The sequence below is a fragment of the Marinobacterium ramblicola genome (assembly GCF_019084545.1).
Classification (GTDB): domain Bacteria; phylum Pseudomonadota; class Gammaproteobacteria; order Pseudomonadales; family Balneatricaceae; genus Marinobacterium_D; species Marinobacterium_D ramblicola.
This window is the reverse complement of the sequence record NZ_JAHREP010000005.1, coordinates 64099-79834: the sequence shown is the minus strand read 5'-3', so window position 1 is coordinate 79834 and position 15736 is coordinate 64099. Positions and strand designations below refer to the sequence as shown.

10 protein-coding genes are annotated in these 15736 nt (G+C 62.4%); 2 read left to right on the top strand and 8 right to left on the bottom strand.

Going from position 1 to position 15736, the window contains the following annotated elements; all coding sequences use genetic code 11:
- Window position 1 precedes the first annotated feature (1 nt).
- A complete protein-coding gene (locus KQ940_RS05010) occupies window positions 2–1168 on the top strand; it encodes a glutathionylspermidine synthase family protein (protein WP_217412334.1) in 1167 nt (388 codons plus the stop codon).
- Between the two features lie 194 nt (window positions 1169–1362).
- On the opposite strand, the gene KQ940_RS05005 is transcribed toward KQ940_RS05010, so the two are convergent.
- From KQ940_RS05005 to KQ940_RS04975, 7 genes are all read right to left on the bottom strand, one after another.
- A complete protein-coding gene (locus KQ940_RS05005) occupies window positions 1363–2472 on the bottom strand; it encodes an NAD(P)-dependent alcohol dehydrogenase (protein ID WP_217412333.1) in 1110 nt (369 codons plus the stop codon).
- Between the two features lie 250 nt (window positions 2473–2722).
- The gene (locus KQ940_RS05000; RefSeq protein WP_217412332.1) at window positions 2723–3655 is read right to left on the bottom strand and encodes an alpha/beta hydrolase; all 933 of its coding nucleotides are present in this window, start codon (window positions 3653–3655) and stop codon (window positions 2723–2725) included.
- Between the two features lie 4 nt (window positions 3656–3659).
- A complete protein-coding gene (locus KQ940_RS04995; protein ID WP_246589741.1) occupies window positions 3660–6146 on the bottom strand; it encodes an efflux RND transporter permease subunit in 2487 nt (828 codons plus the stop codon).
- Between the two features lie 4 nt (window positions 6147–6150).
- Window positions 6151–7215 carry a WD40/YVTN/BNR-like repeat-containing protein gene (locus KQ940_RS04990; RefSeq protein ID WP_217412331.1) on the bottom strand — a complete coding sequence of 355 codons (1065 nt, stop codon included), beginning with the start codon at window positions 7213–7215 and terminating at the stop codon, window positions 6151–6153.
- 302 nt (window positions 7216–7517) lie between these two features.
- The gene (locus tag KQ940_RS04985; RefSeq protein WP_217412330.1) at window positions 7518–8876 is read right to left on the bottom strand and encodes a DUF1329 domain-containing protein; all 1359 of its coding nucleotides are present in this window, start codon (window positions 8874–8876) and stop codon (window positions 7518–7520) included.
- Between the two features lie 24 nt (window positions 8877–8900).
- The gene (locus tag KQ940_RS04980) at window positions 8901–10520 is read right to left on the bottom strand and encodes a DUF1302 domain-containing protein (protein WP_217412329.1); all 1620 of its coding nucleotides are present in this window, start codon (window positions 10518–10520) and stop codon (window positions 8901–8903) included.
- A gap of 84 nt (window positions 10521–10604) precedes the next feature.
- A complete protein-coding gene (locus KQ940_RS04975) occupies window positions 10605–12083 on the bottom strand; it encodes a benzaldehyde dehydrogenase (RefSeq protein WP_217412328.1) in 1479 nt (492 codons plus the stop codon).
- A gap of 288 nt (window positions 12084–12371) precedes the next feature.
- Here KQ940_RS04975 and KQ940_RS04970 point away from each other — a divergent pair, with 288 nt between their 5' ends.
- Entirely contained in the window at window positions 12372–14144 is a 1773-nt protein-coding gene (locus KQ940_RS04970) for a sigma-54-dependent Fis family transcriptional regulator (RefSeq protein ID WP_217412327.1), read from the top strand.
- An 80-nt stretch (window positions 14145–14224) separates the two neighbouring features.
- On the opposite strand, the gene KQ940_RS04965 is transcribed toward KQ940_RS04970, so the two are convergent.
- A complete protein-coding gene (locus KQ940_RS04965) occupies window positions 14225–15655 on the bottom strand; it encodes an FAD-dependent oxidoreductase (RefSeq protein ID WP_217412326.1) in 1431 nt (476 codons plus the stop codon).
- Window positions 15656–15736 lie beyond the last annotated feature (81 nt).

Here is a 15736-nt window from a genome sequence, read left to right as displayed (position 1 = left end):
CATGTTGCGGATTCCGGTGCAGGAGCGCTCCGACTGGCAGCAAACAGCGGTGGAGTACGGGTTCAAGTTCCACACGATGTACGGCGAAAAATACTGGGACGAGTCGGCTTATTACCAGTTCACGCTCAAGCAGATCGAAGATCACATTGAAGATCCGACGGCCGAGCTGCACCAGATGAGTCTGGAGGTGGTCGACAGAGTCGTGCGCAGTGAAGAGCTGATGCAGCGCTTCCGTATTCCGGAGCGGTATTGGGATCAGGTCGCCGGTTCCTGGCAAAAACGCGATCCCAGCCTCTACTCCCGGCTGGATCTGATCTACGACGGCGTTGGCCCCGCCAAGTGCCTCGAGTTCAACTCGGATACGCCTACCAGCCTATACGAGTCGGGATTCTGGTCCTGGCTCTGGCTGGAACAGATGGTCAAACGCGGCAGCCTGCCCCGCGCGGCCGATCAATTCACCTCTCTGCAGGAAAAGCTGATCTCACGTTTCGCCCAGCTTGAACAAGCACACCCTGGGGAACTGCTCCACTTGGCCTGCTGCAAGGATACCGAAGAGGATCTGGGCACGATCACCTATCTGAGCGACTGTGCGCAAGCCGCCGGCATAGCCACCAAACTGATCTTTGTTGAAGATATCGGCCATGGCGAGGGCGACTGGCTCACGGACCCGGATGACCAGGTAATTCGCTGGATGTTCAAACTCTATCCTTGGGAGTTCATGCTGCGCGAGGAGTTTGCTGACCTTATCGGCGCCAGCGACGTGAGTTGGCTGGAGCCGATCTGGAAAAGCATCACATCCAACAAGGCATTGCTGCCAATGCTCTGGAAGCTTTTCCCCGAACACCCGAACCTTTTACCGGCGTACTTCGAGGACGAGGTGGCCCGGGCCGAAGAATCCCGTCTGGTGAAAAAGCCGATCTTCTCGCGGGAAGGGGCCAACATATCGATTCTGGATAACGGCAAGGAGGTGCTGACCAGCGATGGTCCGTACGGTGAGGAGGGCTTTGTCTACCAGGCGTACCACCCTATGCCTCAGTTCGCCGACAACTACACGCTGGTGGGTTCCTGGCTGGTAGACGATCAACCGGCCGGTATCTCTGTTCGTGAAGACACTCAGGCAATCACCCAGGACCTGTCACGCTTTCTCCCTCATATCATACTGGGCTAGTGACGGTGGAGTCGCAGACTTCACCGGGCCGGTCTGCGGCACCTCCCGCACCTCTACAACCTTCAGAGGTGGAAAGCATATTCCCCGAAACACAAAAAAACGTCATCAACGCCGGGGGTAATAGCAAGGCGCTGATGACGCATAAACCTGCGCCGGAAATGGCGCAGACGAGGCCGGAAAACGACAGAGGTGCTTTAACTACCGTCTTCCATGCGAACGATCGGTTTGATGGTGATGCCCGACTCGGAATCGGCGATCGCCTGGTTGATCTGCTCCAGCGAATAGAACTTCACCATTTTGTCGAACGGGAAACGCCCCTGTTGATAGAGGCGGATCAGCATCGGGATGAAGGTATCCGGGTTGGCTTCTCCCTCGACGATGCCGATCAGGCGGCGGCCGCCGCTCATGAAGTGGACCTCATCGAGCAGGATCTCACTGCCCGGGGCTGAAGCGCCGAGGATACCGCAGGTGCCGCGCGGCGCCAGGCTCAGCACCGCGCCCTTGATTACCGGGCTCAGACCGGTGGTATCGAGCGCATAGTCGAGGCCATGACCGGTAATCGCCATGATCGCTTCGGTGACATCGCCGTTGTTCGGATTGAGCGTATGGGTGGCACCCACCTCCTGGGCAAATGCCAGCCGTTCGTTGTTCATGTCCACGGCGATGATCGTGGTAGCGCCTACCGCGGCAGCGGCCATGATCGCCGACAGACCGACCGAGCCGGTGCCGAATACGGCAAAGCTCTTGCCTGCCCCCACCTTGAGTGCGTTGATTACGGCACCGGCACCGGTCTGCACCCCACAGGCCAGCGGACCGAGCAGCTCCAGCGGTACATCCCGGGGTACCTTGACGATGTTACGCTGGTCGCAGATGGCGTGGGTAGCGAAGGAGGACTGGCCGAAGAAGTGGCTGTGGATAACTTCATCGCCACAGGACAGCGCCGTGGAACCGTCGCCGCGCACGGCAAAGAAGTTTTTCGGAAAGAATGCGTGGCAGTAGCTCGGCGCGTGATCCTGACAGCTGGGGCAGCCGCCGCAGGAGGCGAAGGTCATCACCACGTGATCGCCCGGTGCCACCTTGGTCACGGCGGAACCAACCCGCTCGACCACACCCGCTCCCTCATGACCAAGCACCACCGGCATGGGTGTCGGCAGCATGCCGTCACGTACCACGATATCGGTATGGCAGACACCGGTGGCGACGACCCGCACCAGGATCTCGTCGGCGCGCGGCTCGTCGATCTCCAGGGTTTCCAGGCTCAACGGTCCGTGGCTTTCACGGGCCACGGCAGCACGAATTTTCATGGTTACACTCCTTTTGATTGGAACCTGTTTGAAGCCCCCTGATTTCCGAACGCGGTGCCCGGCAGGAAGAGGTGTTGCTTTCCGAGACACGCTGTGAATACATCCCTGTACGCTCGACGCCGACATCCATGTCGGCGACGGCCTCGGAAAGCAACACCTCTCCCTGCCTTGTCTCGTTCGGTGCGAGATTCCGAACAGGCTCTTAATTATGGGGCAGCGATACTGCCGGTAAGACCGATTTCGCTCTCTCTCAATCAAGCGCCCGACGCAGTGCCGTCGCCACCTGTTCCAGCGCCAGCCGTGCCCCGTCGCTGATGCCGGCCATGCTGATATAGCCGTGCGCCAGACTGGCATACTCCACCAGCGTGACCGAGGTACCGGCCGCGGCCATGGCTTCGGCATAGGCGATCCCCTCGTCGCGCAGCGGGTCGTACCCCGCCACCTGCACCAGTGCCGGCGGCAGCCCGGACAGATCGGGGGCGTCCAAAGGCGCCAGCCGCATATCCACCGCTGCGTCGCTGCCGCTCAGGTAATGCCCCATGAAGTAGCTCATGGCGCGGCTGGTCAGGGTATAGCCGGTGCCGAAACGGCGGTAGGCGTCATACTGCACCTGGCCGTTGGCGGTCGCCGGGTAGATCAGGCACTGCAATGCCAATGCGGGGCCGCCGCGGTCACGCGCGAGCAAGGCGCACACCGAGGCCAGATTGGCGCCGGCGCTGTCGCCGGCGATGGCGATACGGGCCGGATCGATCCCCAGCTCCGCCGCCTGTTCGCGCAGCCAGACCAGAGCGGCGTAGCTGTCCTCCACCGCCGCCGGGAAGGGGTGCTCCGGTGCCAGGCGGTAGTCGACCTGCACCACCAGACAACCGGCTTGGGCCGCGATAGTGCCGGCAACGCCGTCATAATCGCTTGGCGTACCGACGACGAAACCGCCGCCATGCAGGTAGAGCACGACCCCCCGCACCTCGGCCTTCACAGGACGGTAGCAGCGCAATATCAGCTCGCCGCCAGGCCCTGCCATCGTGCGCTCGCTGATCGCCACCTCGGCAGGCACCGGCAGATCGGTAGCGGCCAGGATCTGGCTATACACCTCACGTGCCACCGCCGGCGGTAGATCGGCAAAGTCGGGCGCCCCGGCCTCTCGGGCCTGCTCAAGCAGGGCCCGGATCTGTGGATCTAACATGGCATCAATCTCCGGTCAGTGCGTAGGCGGAGGCGCCGGACTGCGCCTTGGCTACGCGGCTTTCATTTTGCTCGACACTCTGTTCTCGCTCTGCGCCCAAGCGTTCTACCTGCTCGGGCCGGAACAGCAGGTGCGCCAGCGCCGGCAGCAGAATCAACGCACCGAGCATATTGAACAGGAACATGAACGCCAGCAGGATCCCCATGTCGGCCTGGAAGCGGATCGGCGAGAACACCCAGGTGGCCACTGCCACCGCCAGGGTGGCCCCGGTCAGCATCACGATGCGGCCGGTCTGGCGCAGTGCAGCACGGTAAGCGTCGGCCAGCGACTGACCCTCACGCAGGCCGATCAGCAGTACCGACAGCACATAGAGGGCGTAGTCGACGCCGATACCGACCCCCAGCGCGATCACCGGCAGGATCGCCACCTTGATGCCGATCCCCAGTGCTACCATCAACGCCTGCCCGATCACCGAGGTCAGCATCAGCGGCAGCACCGCCGCTACCACGCCACGCCAGGTGCGGAAGGTGATCCAGCACAGAATGATCACGGCGCCATAGACCAGATACATCATCCGATCCATCGACTGCTCGACGACGATATTGGTCGCCGCTTCGATACCGGAGTTGCCGGCGGCGAGCATAAAGGTTGTTTCATCGTCGTTGTGCTCGGCGGCGAACGCCTCGACGGTGGCCACAACGCTCTCCAGCGTGGCCGCCTTGTGATCCTTCAGATAGGTGTACACCGAGAGCAGACTGCACTCCTGATTGAACAGTTCACGCGGTGCGCGGGTCTGTACCGCACCGAGGGCGGCATCGTTCGGGATCAGTTCCAGCCATTTGAAGTTGCCCTCGTTGTAGCCCACCATGGCAAAGCGCGACAGTCGCGCCATGGAGTTGGTCGACTCGACGCCGGGCAGCTGCTCCAGCTCGGAGGTCAGCGCACGCACCTTGGACAGCACGCTGTAGCGGGTACAGCCGTCTACCGGGGTTTTCACCATCACCACGAAGATATCGGCACTGGCGGCATAGTTCGCCACCATGAAGGCGTTGTCCCGGTTGTAGCGCGAGTCGGCACGCAGTTCCGGCGCCCCCGCATCGAGATCGCCGATCTGCAGGTCGCGACTGATCACGCCGGCGGACAGCGCCATCACCGCGGCCACCGCCAGGGCGCTCAGTGCCCAGCGCCGCTGCGTGAACTGGGCAAAGAAGTGCCAGATGCCGCCCACGGCCTTATGGTCGTCGCCATCCTCGTTTTCATCGCGCACGGCACGGGCCGCGGCGCGCGGCGTCACGCCGATGTAGGAGAGCAGTACCGGCAGCAGCACCAGGTTGGTCAGGATCAGTACCATGACACCGAGACTGGCGGCGATCGCCAGTTCGCGGATCACGCCGATATCGATCACCAGCAGCACGGCGAAGCCGACGGCATCGGTGATCAGTGCCGCCATGCCGGTGCGGAACAGGCGACGGAAGGTGTGGCGCGCGGCGACATAGCGGTGCAGTCCGCTGCCGATATCGCGCATGATGCCGTTCATCTTCTGCGCGCCGTGGCTGATGCCGATGGCGAACACCAGGAAGGGCACCAGAATCGAGTAGGGATCCAGCTCGAAGCCGAGCAGCGCCAGCAGCCCCAGCTGCCAGAGCACGCCGACCAGCGAACAGCCCATCACCAGCAGCGCGCTGCGCAGGCAGTGGGTGTAGCCGTAGAGCACGGCGGTCGCCACGGCGACGGCGATGGCGAAGAAGCCCAACACCTGCTGCAGACCCTCGATCAGATCGCCGACGATCTTGGCGAAGCCGGTGATATGGATCTCGATGTTGTCGCCCTGATACTTGCTGCGGATCTCCTCGATCTGCCGCGACAGCGCGCCGTAATCCAGCGGCTCGCCGGTCTGCGGGTTGGTATCCAGCAGCGGTACGTAGATTACGCTGGACTGGAAGTTGGGCGACACCAGCTGGCCGATCTCGCCGGAGCGCTGCACGTTCAGGCGTACCTGCTCCAGGCTCCGTTCGGAGCCGTCGTAGTCGCCGGGGATCACGGTGTCGCCCTCGAGCCCCTCTTCGGTCACCGCAATCCAGCGCGTGGCCGGAGTCCACAGCGATTTCATGTAGGGTCGGTCCACACCCGGCAGCAGGTAAACCTCGTCGTTGATCCTGGCCAGGGTACGCAGGTAGTCGTCGCTGAAGATCGTGCCCTGCTTTACCGCCACCGCAATCCGCATCGAGTTGCCCAGCCCCGACAGTTCGGCGCGGTTGTCGAGGAAGTTGGCGATATAGGGATGACCGGTCGGAATCATCTTCTCGAAGCTGGCATTCAACCTCAGGTAGGACGCCTGCCAGGCCAGCACCAGGCTGGCAATCAGACAGAGCATCAGCACCAATGCGCGGCGATTGAAGATGAGTCGCTCCAACGGCGACCCCGAATGCAGGTCGAAATCCTCCAGATGGCTTGCGCCGGATCCGGAGCGGTTTTTATTGTCGGTACTCAAGACATTACTCCTCTACCGCTTCGAAACGGTGAACCCCGGCCAGACTGCTGACCACCGGTGCACCATCGGCAGCCTGGACCACGCCGGACAGCGGCAGTGGCGGCAGATCGGGCAGGCGTTTGAACGGCTGTCCGTCACGGTCGACCAGCACGCCGCCGGCCTGACTGGTCAGCAGCAACCGGCCGTCGGAAAGGTTGGTCGCCGCGGTCAGCGTCTCGCCCTGCCCGGTGTCCAGCTCGCTCCAGCTGTCGCCGCCATCGACGCTGCGGAAGGCGTTGCCGCGCAGACCGTAGGCGACGAACGCGCCATCGGCTTCGGCAATGATGCCGAAGTAACTACCGTCGTAGGGGGATTCAATCTCTTCGAAATATTGGCCACCGTCGGTGGAGCGCATCAGAGCTCCCTGCTCGCCCGCGATCATCAATACACCTCGGGATTGCGCCATGCCGTACAGATGCATCCCCATCGGGTTTTCCACCCGTTCCAGCCAGGGGGTCCAGCTTTCACCGCCGTCGTCGGTACGGAAGATCAGGTTATAGGCACCGAACACGAAGCCGGTGCGATCGTTCAGGAAGTACAGGTTCAGGAACGGCTTGTCCGGGCCATCGTCGACCAGATACTGCGCCGACTTCAGCGCCGCTTCGTCACCCAAGGCCTTGGCCTGCTCCAGAGCGAGCTGTGCCGCCTGGATGCCGTCCAGCTGCTTGCGCCAGGTGTTGCCGCCGTCCTCCGTGGTCAGCACCACGCCCAGGTGGCCCACGGCCCAGCCCTTATCGGCAGCGACAAACTGCACCGCGGTCAGCGCGGACGAGGTCGGTACCTGCTCGGCCTGGTGCCAGGAGACGCCGTTGTCATCGGACAGCAGCACCGTGCCCTCTTCGCCGACCGCCACCAGACGCTCGCCGGCACGCGCGACCGCCAGCATCGACTTGTGCAGCGCCAGCGGCGAGATCTGTGCCGGCTTGTCCAACCCGGCAAAGCCGGTGTCGGCGACCGACCACGCGGGCGCTGCCAGCGACAACAGCACGCATAGCGGCAGCGCCCTGGATAAATTGCCAAATCTGGCCATAACTCACTCTCCACACCCTGCCGCGGAACCGGAACGATCCGTCACCACGACAAGGGACTTATCGGATTGACTCGCTTCTTGGAAATCACTCGCTTTCCGGGCACCGGGCCCGGCAGGAAGGGGTATTGCTTTCCGGGACACGCTGTACGTACTTCCCTGTAAGCTCGGCGTCGGCGCCGACCGCCATGGATGGCGGGAGTGCCGAAAATGCAGGAGCATTTTTCGGCCCTGCCGACGACGGTCCCGGAAATCAACACCCCTCCCTACCTTGGAACGTTCGGAGCGAGATCCCTAACAGGCCGTTAACGCGCACCGCGGTTGGCCAACTCGACCGGGCTCCAGTTGTTCTCGGAGATCGGCTCGCTGATCTCGTAGTGCGGGGTACCGCCGTTCATCGCCGCGTTGAAGTAGTAGGCGCCGGTCTGCAGGTCATAGCCGCCCCACATCACATTGGTGACCAGTGCCGGCAGGTCCGGTACCAGGTAGGTCAGCGAGTAGTTCATGCGCCACAGATCGCCCTTGGCGTCCCAGCCGTCGAACAGCACGATGTGCCAGCTGTCCTCGTCGATGTAGTAGCGGCGCTTGGGCACGGTATGACGCTGCCCGTCCTTCAGTTGGGCGTCGACCACCCAGACCCGGTGCAGCTCCCAGCGAACCTTGTCCGGATTGAGGTAGTGCTCACCCATCAGTTCGTCGATATCAGCCAGTGCGGCACCGTTGTTGTTGTAGGGGATAAACAGCTCCTGCTTGCCGACCAGCTTATAGTCATGACGGTCGATCGGGCCGAACATCATGAACGCCTCGTCGAACAGACCCACACCGGAGGTGACGAAGTCGGGCGTGTCGTAAGCGACGGAGGGCGCCTTGCGTACCCGTCGCTGGCCAACCAGGTATTGCCAGATGTTGCGTTTCTTGCCCGCAATGGAGGTGTCATGTACCAGGATCGCTTCGCCCGCCTTCGAGGCCGGGCCGGAGACGATAAAGCGGCCCAACTGGTAATTGCCATCATAGGACTCGGTGCTGCCGCCCTTGTAGTAGTAAGGCGACTGGATCAGCTCCTCGCCCTCGCTGGCCAGCGCCCGGTTGCCGTCGGCGGTGACGATAAAGGTGCGCAGGGCATAGCGTGTCGACTCGCCGAACCAGCTCAGGCGGTGGTTCCACATCGCCTCGGCGCCATCGGCCGGGATCGGGAAGGGGATACCGCCGTAGGCACCGCTGACCGAGTTCTTGTCCGCGCCCAGCTGCGCACTGGTCGCGTTGTTGAAGGTGTTGTCATAGACCCATTGCGGCGCCGCGGAGGTCCGGTGCGTCGGATAGATATCCATGCGGAAATCCGGATTTTTTGCGAATAGCGCCTTTACACCCTCATTCAGCTTGTCGCTGTATTGGGCCATATTGGCCGCGGTGATCGAGAACAGCGGCTTTTCGTCGGCAAAGGGATCGGGGCGCGGCGTTCCGTTCTCGTAGCCCGGTGCGACGGCGGTATAGCCGCCGTCCCAGGCGGGAATGGTACCCTCGGCGTTACCGGCCTTTTCGGCACCGAAGGGGGTCAGGTTGCTCTTCAGTTGGCCTGCGGTTTCGGCATCGACGGCCGCCAGCGCCATCGGGGCGGACAGACTGAGGGCTATACTGGCTACCACTGCTTTAGCTGTAAATCTCATTATTCTTATCTCCACCGGGTTCGATTAGAAGGTGCGCTGAACGTACAGCGAGATGAAGTCGCGATCGCCACGGGTCTGCTGGAAGGAGAGCGCCGGAGCCGGGTTGTTCTGCGGCGTGACGAAGCTGAACTCCTCGCCGAAGAAGTTCACGTAGCTGGCGCCGAACTTCCAGGTGTTCTGGTAGGTACCGTTGACGCCGATGCTGAAGTCACCGCCGTGGGTGGCGCCGCCATTCATGTTGGCCACTGCACCGGAACGGCCCTTGAAGTTGTAACCGAGGCCGACCGGCAGCTCGAGATCAAGCCCCGGCAGCACCTGGAAGTAGGCCGGATTGAAGATCATCCGCATCGCCCAGGCATCGCGCGTGGTGTTGGGATCCAATGCGCTCTCGTTCTTGGTTACCGACAGCACCCGGTTCCAGGCCAGCTCACCGATCAGCGCACCGCCATCCCAGAGGCTGTTCGGCTGCATCACGTAGATACCGGACAGGTTGGCGTGTGCCGTTCTACCCACGGCGTAGAGCGCGTTGTCGTCGTTATCGGCCGCCATGCCCGGCAGCACGATAACCGGATCGCTGTTCAGCGGCGCGTTGTCACGTATCGACACCTCGGCCGCCAGGTTCAACTGGCCGATAGAGGTGGTTGCGCTGGCGCCGTAGGTACGGATGCCTTCATGGTAAACAGTGCGGATGGTGCCGTTGACCGGATCGAAGTAGAAGCCGGACGGCGTCTTGGCATGGTAGCGCGCGAAGTACAGACCGTATTCGAAGCTGCTGTCTTCGGGCGCGTAACGCAGCTGGATACCGCCCTGACCTTCATCCTCCGGTTCGATGTCGGCGATATGGTTCCAAGCCATACCGGGACCGACAATCAGCGACTCGGTACCGGGGCCGGCCCAGTCGATATTGGACAGATAGCTGCCGACGCCGGGCAGACGGGTCTCCTCCCAGTCGAACTGGTAGTAGGCGCCGATCGAGGTCTCCCAGTTCAGCTGCAGTGTCGCGGAAAGCTGATCGACAGGTCGCAGTACCTCCTTGAACTGGGAACTGGGCACCGACAGCAGCTTAATCAGATCGACCGGCCCTTGGGCATCGGCGATACCGTTGGCGCCGAAGAACAGGGTTTCGCCGTATACCAGCGAATGACGCCCCAGACGCAGGTTGCTGCGCATCTCACCGAGATCGAAGTTGCCGTAGACGAATGCGTCCAGCAGTTCTGCCTTGCGTCCGTGGACATCGCGTGTTTCGTCGGTGAACTCGTCCGAGTCGACGCTGGTGGCGTTGTTGGTAAACGGGGAGTCGTTGTCATTGCTCCGGTTGTAGACGTCGTCGTACCAGGCCGCGCCGCTGAGGCGGAAGCCCAGATTCTTGTAGCGACCGTCGAACTCGCTGAGCCAGTCGACTCGGTTGGAGATCAACCCCTTGTCGAAGTTGCGGTCGCCGTCATCGTAGTTGACGTCGTTAACCAGCAGATCCGACCGGTCGTTCACGCGGAAGGCGGTGCTGTACTTGAAGGTGTTGTCCCAACGCAGACTGACATCCGTGTTGTCGGTGTCGAGTTTGAAAGCCTGTGCCTGAGGCAACCACAGGGCCGACCCTAGGGCTACGGCGACGGCAAGAGGCCTTAAGCGAGCATTGTTATTCATATTTTACTCCTTGGCTTGTTAATAACCCTGCGAGGGGGCGGGATGAAGGGGGAGGTCCGACCGGTCGCAGGAAATCGAAATCTGTCAGAACGGATAGGCCCTAGGCGCCTCCTTCACGGTGAACCACTGCCACTGAGTAAACTCGTCCCAGTCGGCCGGGCCGCCGATGCTGCCGCCGTTACCCGATGCTCCCCGTCCACCGAACGGGTTGGTGCATTCGTCATTTACGGTCTGGTCGTTGATGTGAACCATGCCGGCATTAAGCCGCTCACCGATCGCCATCGCCCGCCCGACGGAAGCCGAGATCACACCGGCCGAGAGGCCGAACTCGGTGTCGTTGGCAATGGCGATCGCTTCTTCATCGGTGGCGTAGCTGATGATGCTGGCGACGGGGCCAAAGAACTCTTCGCTGTATGCCCGCATGCCGGAGCGCACGCCGGTCAACACGGTCGGCGGATAGAAACGACCCTCGCGCTTGCCGCCCGCCTTGAGTACCGCGCCCGCGGCGACACTGTCCTGAACGATGCCGTCGACACGCAGCAGCTGGTTTTCATTGATGATCGGACCCAGTGCCACGTTTCCGTCGGCCGGGTTACCCACCGGCAGTTGAACCGCCTTGGCCGCCAGGCGTTCGGCGAGCTCTTCGGCGATCGATTCATGCGCGATGATCCGTCCCGAGGCCATGCAGATCTGGCCCTGATGGAACCAGGCCCCGAACGCGGCGGCACTGGTTGCCAGATCCAGATCGGCGTCCTCCGCGATGATCAACGGATTCTTGCCGCCCAGCTCCAGCATCACCTTCTTCAGGTGCCGACCGGCCAGTTCGCCCACGCGACGCCCCACGGCGGTGGAGCCGGTGAAGGCGATCATCCGCACATGCGGATCGGTACAGAGCGCTTCTCCGGCATCCCCCTGCCCCGGTATCACATGCAGAACGCCCTTGGGTAGCCCGGCCCTCTCCAGCAGCCGCGCAATCAGGAACCCGCCGCTGATCGGCGTACGCGGATCGGGCTTGAGGACGACGCTGTTGCCCGCCGCCAGCGCAGGTGCCACCGCACGGATAGACAGGATCAACGGGAAGTTGAACGGCGAGATGACGCCAACCACACCCAACGGAGTCCGTTTGGCGTATGACAGTGCGCCGGGTACCGAAGGCAGTACCAGGCCGTGATGCGGGTCGAGCAGCATGCCGGCGGCGCGGCGCAGGATCACCGCCGCTTCGCGGATCTCATGCTCGGCCTTGGCGAAGATGGCGCCGCTCTCGCGGGCTATCCATAACCGCGCTGCTTCCGTCTCCGCTTCGATCAGATTGGCAGCGCGCGTGAAGATGGCCGCCATCTCGCGGGGAGGCGTTGCCGCCCAGGCGGCCTGCACTTCGGATGCGGCGCGCGCGGCTATCGCGATATCGGCAGCATCACCCATGCCGACCCGAGTCAGCTCTTCGCCGGTCGCCGGCTCCACCACCGCAGCACTGCCGCCGCTGGCTGCTCGCCAGCTACCGTCGAAGATCCGCCCGTTCCAGGTGGCTGCATCCAGCAGACCGGCCTCTTCTGTGACTGACACGATAAATACCTCCACTGAGTTGTTAAGTGCCCGCTCGGAACCCAAAGCAAGCCTTTCTTTTTGTCTACTCAATAAGGCAATCGGTGTGCCAAACACAGATGCATGTAGTTTTGCTGCACAACAGCATGGGGCCGGTACGCATCAGACAGGCGTTTGTTCAAAAAACAGGCACGTCAAATACTGCGGTGCAAAATAACAGTTTTATAAATAAACTATTGTCAAAATTGTTAAATACCCCTTGCGGAGTTAATATTTTTATTAATACAAGCAAGAGCAATAGGCATGGCCATGCCCTCGAAAAGATCCGGCTATACCGCAGCGTCCCTGCTTCAACCCGGTGAAATGCCGGCCGGCGACAGCGATAACCTCGATTCCGCCCGCGGACCAAGGGTCAAGGACCTGGCCGAGTGCCTGTTCTTCTCCCCCGGCGATGGTCGGATATGGCTTGAAGGCCAGCGCATGGTGCTCATGCATAACACCAGCCTCGGCAGCCTGCGCCGCGAACTGATCGAACGGCTCGGCCTGGAACGTGCTCGCGGCCTGCTGACCCGTGCCGGTTACAGCTCGGGGGTGCGCGATGCGCAGCTGGTGCGCGAACGCTGGCCCGATGCCGACCCGGAAGCGATCTTCTACGCCGGTACCCAATTGCACTCGCTGGAGGGGGTGGTGCAGGTTGAGACGGTTCACTTCGAGTTCGATCCGCGCAAGGGCACCTACGACGGCGAGTTTCTCTGGCACCACTCCAGCGAGGACGACGAACATATCTCCGCCTACGGCATCGGCACCGAGCCCGCCTGCTGGATGCAGCTCGGTTATGCAATGGGCTATGTCACCACGCTACTGGGCCGGATGACGGTGTTTCGCGAGGTGGAGTGCCGCTCCATGGGCCATGCCACCTGTCGAGTGATCGGCAAGACGGTGGAGCTCTGGGGTGACGTGGAGGAGGATCTGCGCTATCTGAACGCGGAGGATTTCGTCTCGCACGGAGCCCTTACCCGCGCATCGGAATCCGCTCTTCCCGAAACCGCCGATAGCGACCTTCCCCCGCTCGGCGAGCGCCGGATGATCGGCGTCTCCTCCCCGTTCATCGCCGCCTGCCATATGCTGCGCCGGGTAGCGACCACCCGCGCAACAGTGCTGTTTACCGGCGAGTCCGGGGTCGGCAAGGAGCTGTTTGCGCGCATGCTGCACGAGATCGGCAGCCGCAGGGAGAAGCCCTTTGTCGCCATCAACTGCGCCGCCATCCCCGACACCCTGATCGAGTCCGAGCTGTTCGGTGTCGAGCGCGGCGCCTTCACCGGTGCTACCACCTCCCGTCCCGGCCGCTTCGAACGCGCCAATGGCGGCACACTGTTCCTGGATGAGATCGGCACCCTGAGCCCCAGCTCTCAGGGCAAGCTGCTGAGGGTGCTGCAGGAGGGCGTCGTCGAGCGCGTCGGCGGCACCCGGGAGATCAGGGTCGACGTCCGTGTCGTGGCGGCCACTAACGTGGAGCTGCGTGAAGCCGTGGCCAAGGGCGAGTTCCGCGAGGACCTGTTCTACCGCCTCAACGTGTTTCCAATCCCGTTGCCCCCGTTACGCGAACGGCGCGACGATATCCCGCTGCTGCTGTCGCACTTTCTACGACAGTACAACCAGCTGCACGGGCGTTCGATCAACGGCTTTACCGCGAAGGCGATGCGCGCCCTGCTCAACTACCACTTCCCAGGTAACGTGCGCGAACTGCAGAACCTGGTCGAGCGCGGCGTAATCGCCGCCGAAGACAACTCGCCGATCGACCTTGTGCATCTGTTCCGTGACGAGGAGACCACCCGCAACCTGCTGTTCACCATCGGTTCCGAAGGCGAGTTGGCGCAGGAGAACGAAGAGTCGGCGCTGGAACGGTTCCAGCGCTTCGCCCCGGCGGGCAAGGAGGGTCCGTCGTTGGACAGGCTGGAGGCACGACTGGTGCGCGAAGCGGTGAGCAAGGCAGACGGCAACCTGTCGGCAGCGGCCCGCTTGCTGGGACTGACCCGGTCGCGGCTGGCCTACCGGATGAAAAAACTAGATGAGGAGGGTTAAAACGCACCAAGAAAAAGGCCATCGGCGGATACCGATGGCCTTCTGCTGAACGCCAGGAGGAGGTTGGTTTAGACCTCGAGTTACACCTCGAGGAAATCCAGGATCCCCTCGGCCGCTTCACGCCCTTCGTAGATCGCGGTGACTACCAGGTCGGAACCACGCACCATATCGCCGCCGGCAAAGATCTTGGCGTTGCTGGTCTGGAACGGCAGGCGACCGGCGTCACCCTGCTTGGAGGCTTTAATGCGGCCATCCTCATGCAGCTCGATACCGAAATCGGCGAACCAGGGTGCAGGGCTGGGACGGAAGCCGAAGGCGACCAGCACCACGTCGGCGTCGATCACCTCTTCGGACCCTTCTACCACCTCGGCGCGACGGCGTCCGCGCTCATCCGGCGCACCCATGCGGGTGGTGACCAGTTTGACACCGACCACCTTGCCCTCTTCACCGACCACCTCGACCGGCTGGCGGTTGAACAGGAACTGCACGCCCTCTTCGCGGGCGTTCTCCACCTCGCGCTTGGAGCCCGGCATGTTCTCCTCGTCACGGCGGTAGGCACAGGTCACGCTGGTCGCACTCTGGCGGATGGAGGTACGGTTACAGTCCATCGCGGTATCGCCACCACCGAGCACTACGACCTTCTTGCCGGCCACGCTGATGTAGTCGGCCGGATCCTTCTCGTAACCATGGCAGTGGTTGACGTTGGAGATCAGGAACGGCAGCGCATCGAACACGCCGTCCAGATCTTCGCCCGGGAAACCGCCCTTCATGTAGGTGTAGGTGCCCATGCCGAGGAAGATCGCATCGAACTCCTGCTCCAGCTGCTGCATGCTGACATCCTTGCCTACCTCGGTGCTGAGGCGGAACTCGACGCCCATCTCCTCGAATACGGCGCGACGGTTGACCATCACCTCCTTCTCGAGCTTGAACTCGGGGATACCGAAGGTCAGCAGACCGCCGATCTCCGGGTTACGGTCGAACACCACCGGCTTGACGCCGTTACGCACCAGAATATCGGCACAGCCCAGGCCAGCAGGACCGGCACCGATCACCGCGACCCTCTTGTCGGTCCAGGTGACGCTGGACATATCCGGGCGCCAGCCCATGGCAAAGGCGGTATCGCTGATGTACTTCTCCACCGGACCGATGGTGACGGCACCGAAGCCGTCGTTCAGCGTACAGGCGCCCTCGCAGAGACGGTCCTGCGGGCAGACGCGACCGCACACCTCGGGCAGGCTGTTGGTTTGGTGGCTCAGTTCCGCCGCCTCGATGATGTTGCCCTCCGACACCAGCTTCAGCCAGTTCGGAATATGGTTGTGTACCGGACACTTCCAGGAGCAGTAGGGGTTACCGCACTCCAGGCAGCGATGTGCCTGCTCGGCGGCATCGTCGGCACGGAACGGCTCGTAAATCTCGGCGAATTCGCGCTTGCGCACCTCTGCCTGGATCTTGCTCGGCCCTTCACGGGACACATCGAGAAACTGAAAATCGTTACTCAGACGGTTAGGCATAGTCCCACCTCTTTCAGGTCGCCCGGACTCCCGCCCGGGCGATCAATATTACGGAAAACCAAAACGTATCGGCGTGCGCCG

Bases quoted from the DNA above. Each gene is read 5' to 3' on its own strand.
- KQ940_RS05000 (WP_217412332.1), bottom strand. From the start codon at position 3,655: ATGTTAGATCCACAGATCCGGGCCCTGCTTGAGCAGGCCCGAGAGGCC.
- KQ940_RS04985 (WP_217412330.1), bottom strand. From the start codon at position 8,876: ATGAGATTTACAGCTAAAGCAGTGGTAGCCAGTATAGCCCTCAGTCTG.
- KQ940_RS04965 (WP_217412326.1), bottom strand. From the start codon at position 15,655: ATGCCTAACCGTCTGAGTAACGATTTTCAGTTTCTCGATGTGTCCCGT.
- KQ940_RS04970 (WP_217412327.1), top strand. From the start codon at position 12,372: ATGCCCTCGAAAAGATCCGGCTATACCGCAGCGTCCCTGCTTCAACCC.
- KQ940_RS05005 (WP_217412333.1), bottom strand. From the start codon at position 2,472: ATGAAAATTCGTGCTGCCGTGGCCCGTGAAAGCCACGGACCGTTGAGC.
- KQ940_RS05010 (WP_217412334.1), top strand. From the start codon at position 2: ATGTTGCGGATTCCGGTGCAGGAGCGCTCCGACTGGCAGCAAACAGCG.
- KQ940_RS04980 (WP_217412329.1), bottom strand. From the start codon at position 10,520: ATGAATAACAATGCTCGCTTAAGGCCTCTTGCCGTCGCCGTAGCCCTA.
- KQ940_RS04990 (WP_217412331.1), bottom strand. From the start codon at position 7,215: ATGGCCAGATTTGGCAATTTATCCAGGGCGCTGCCGCTATGCGTGCTG.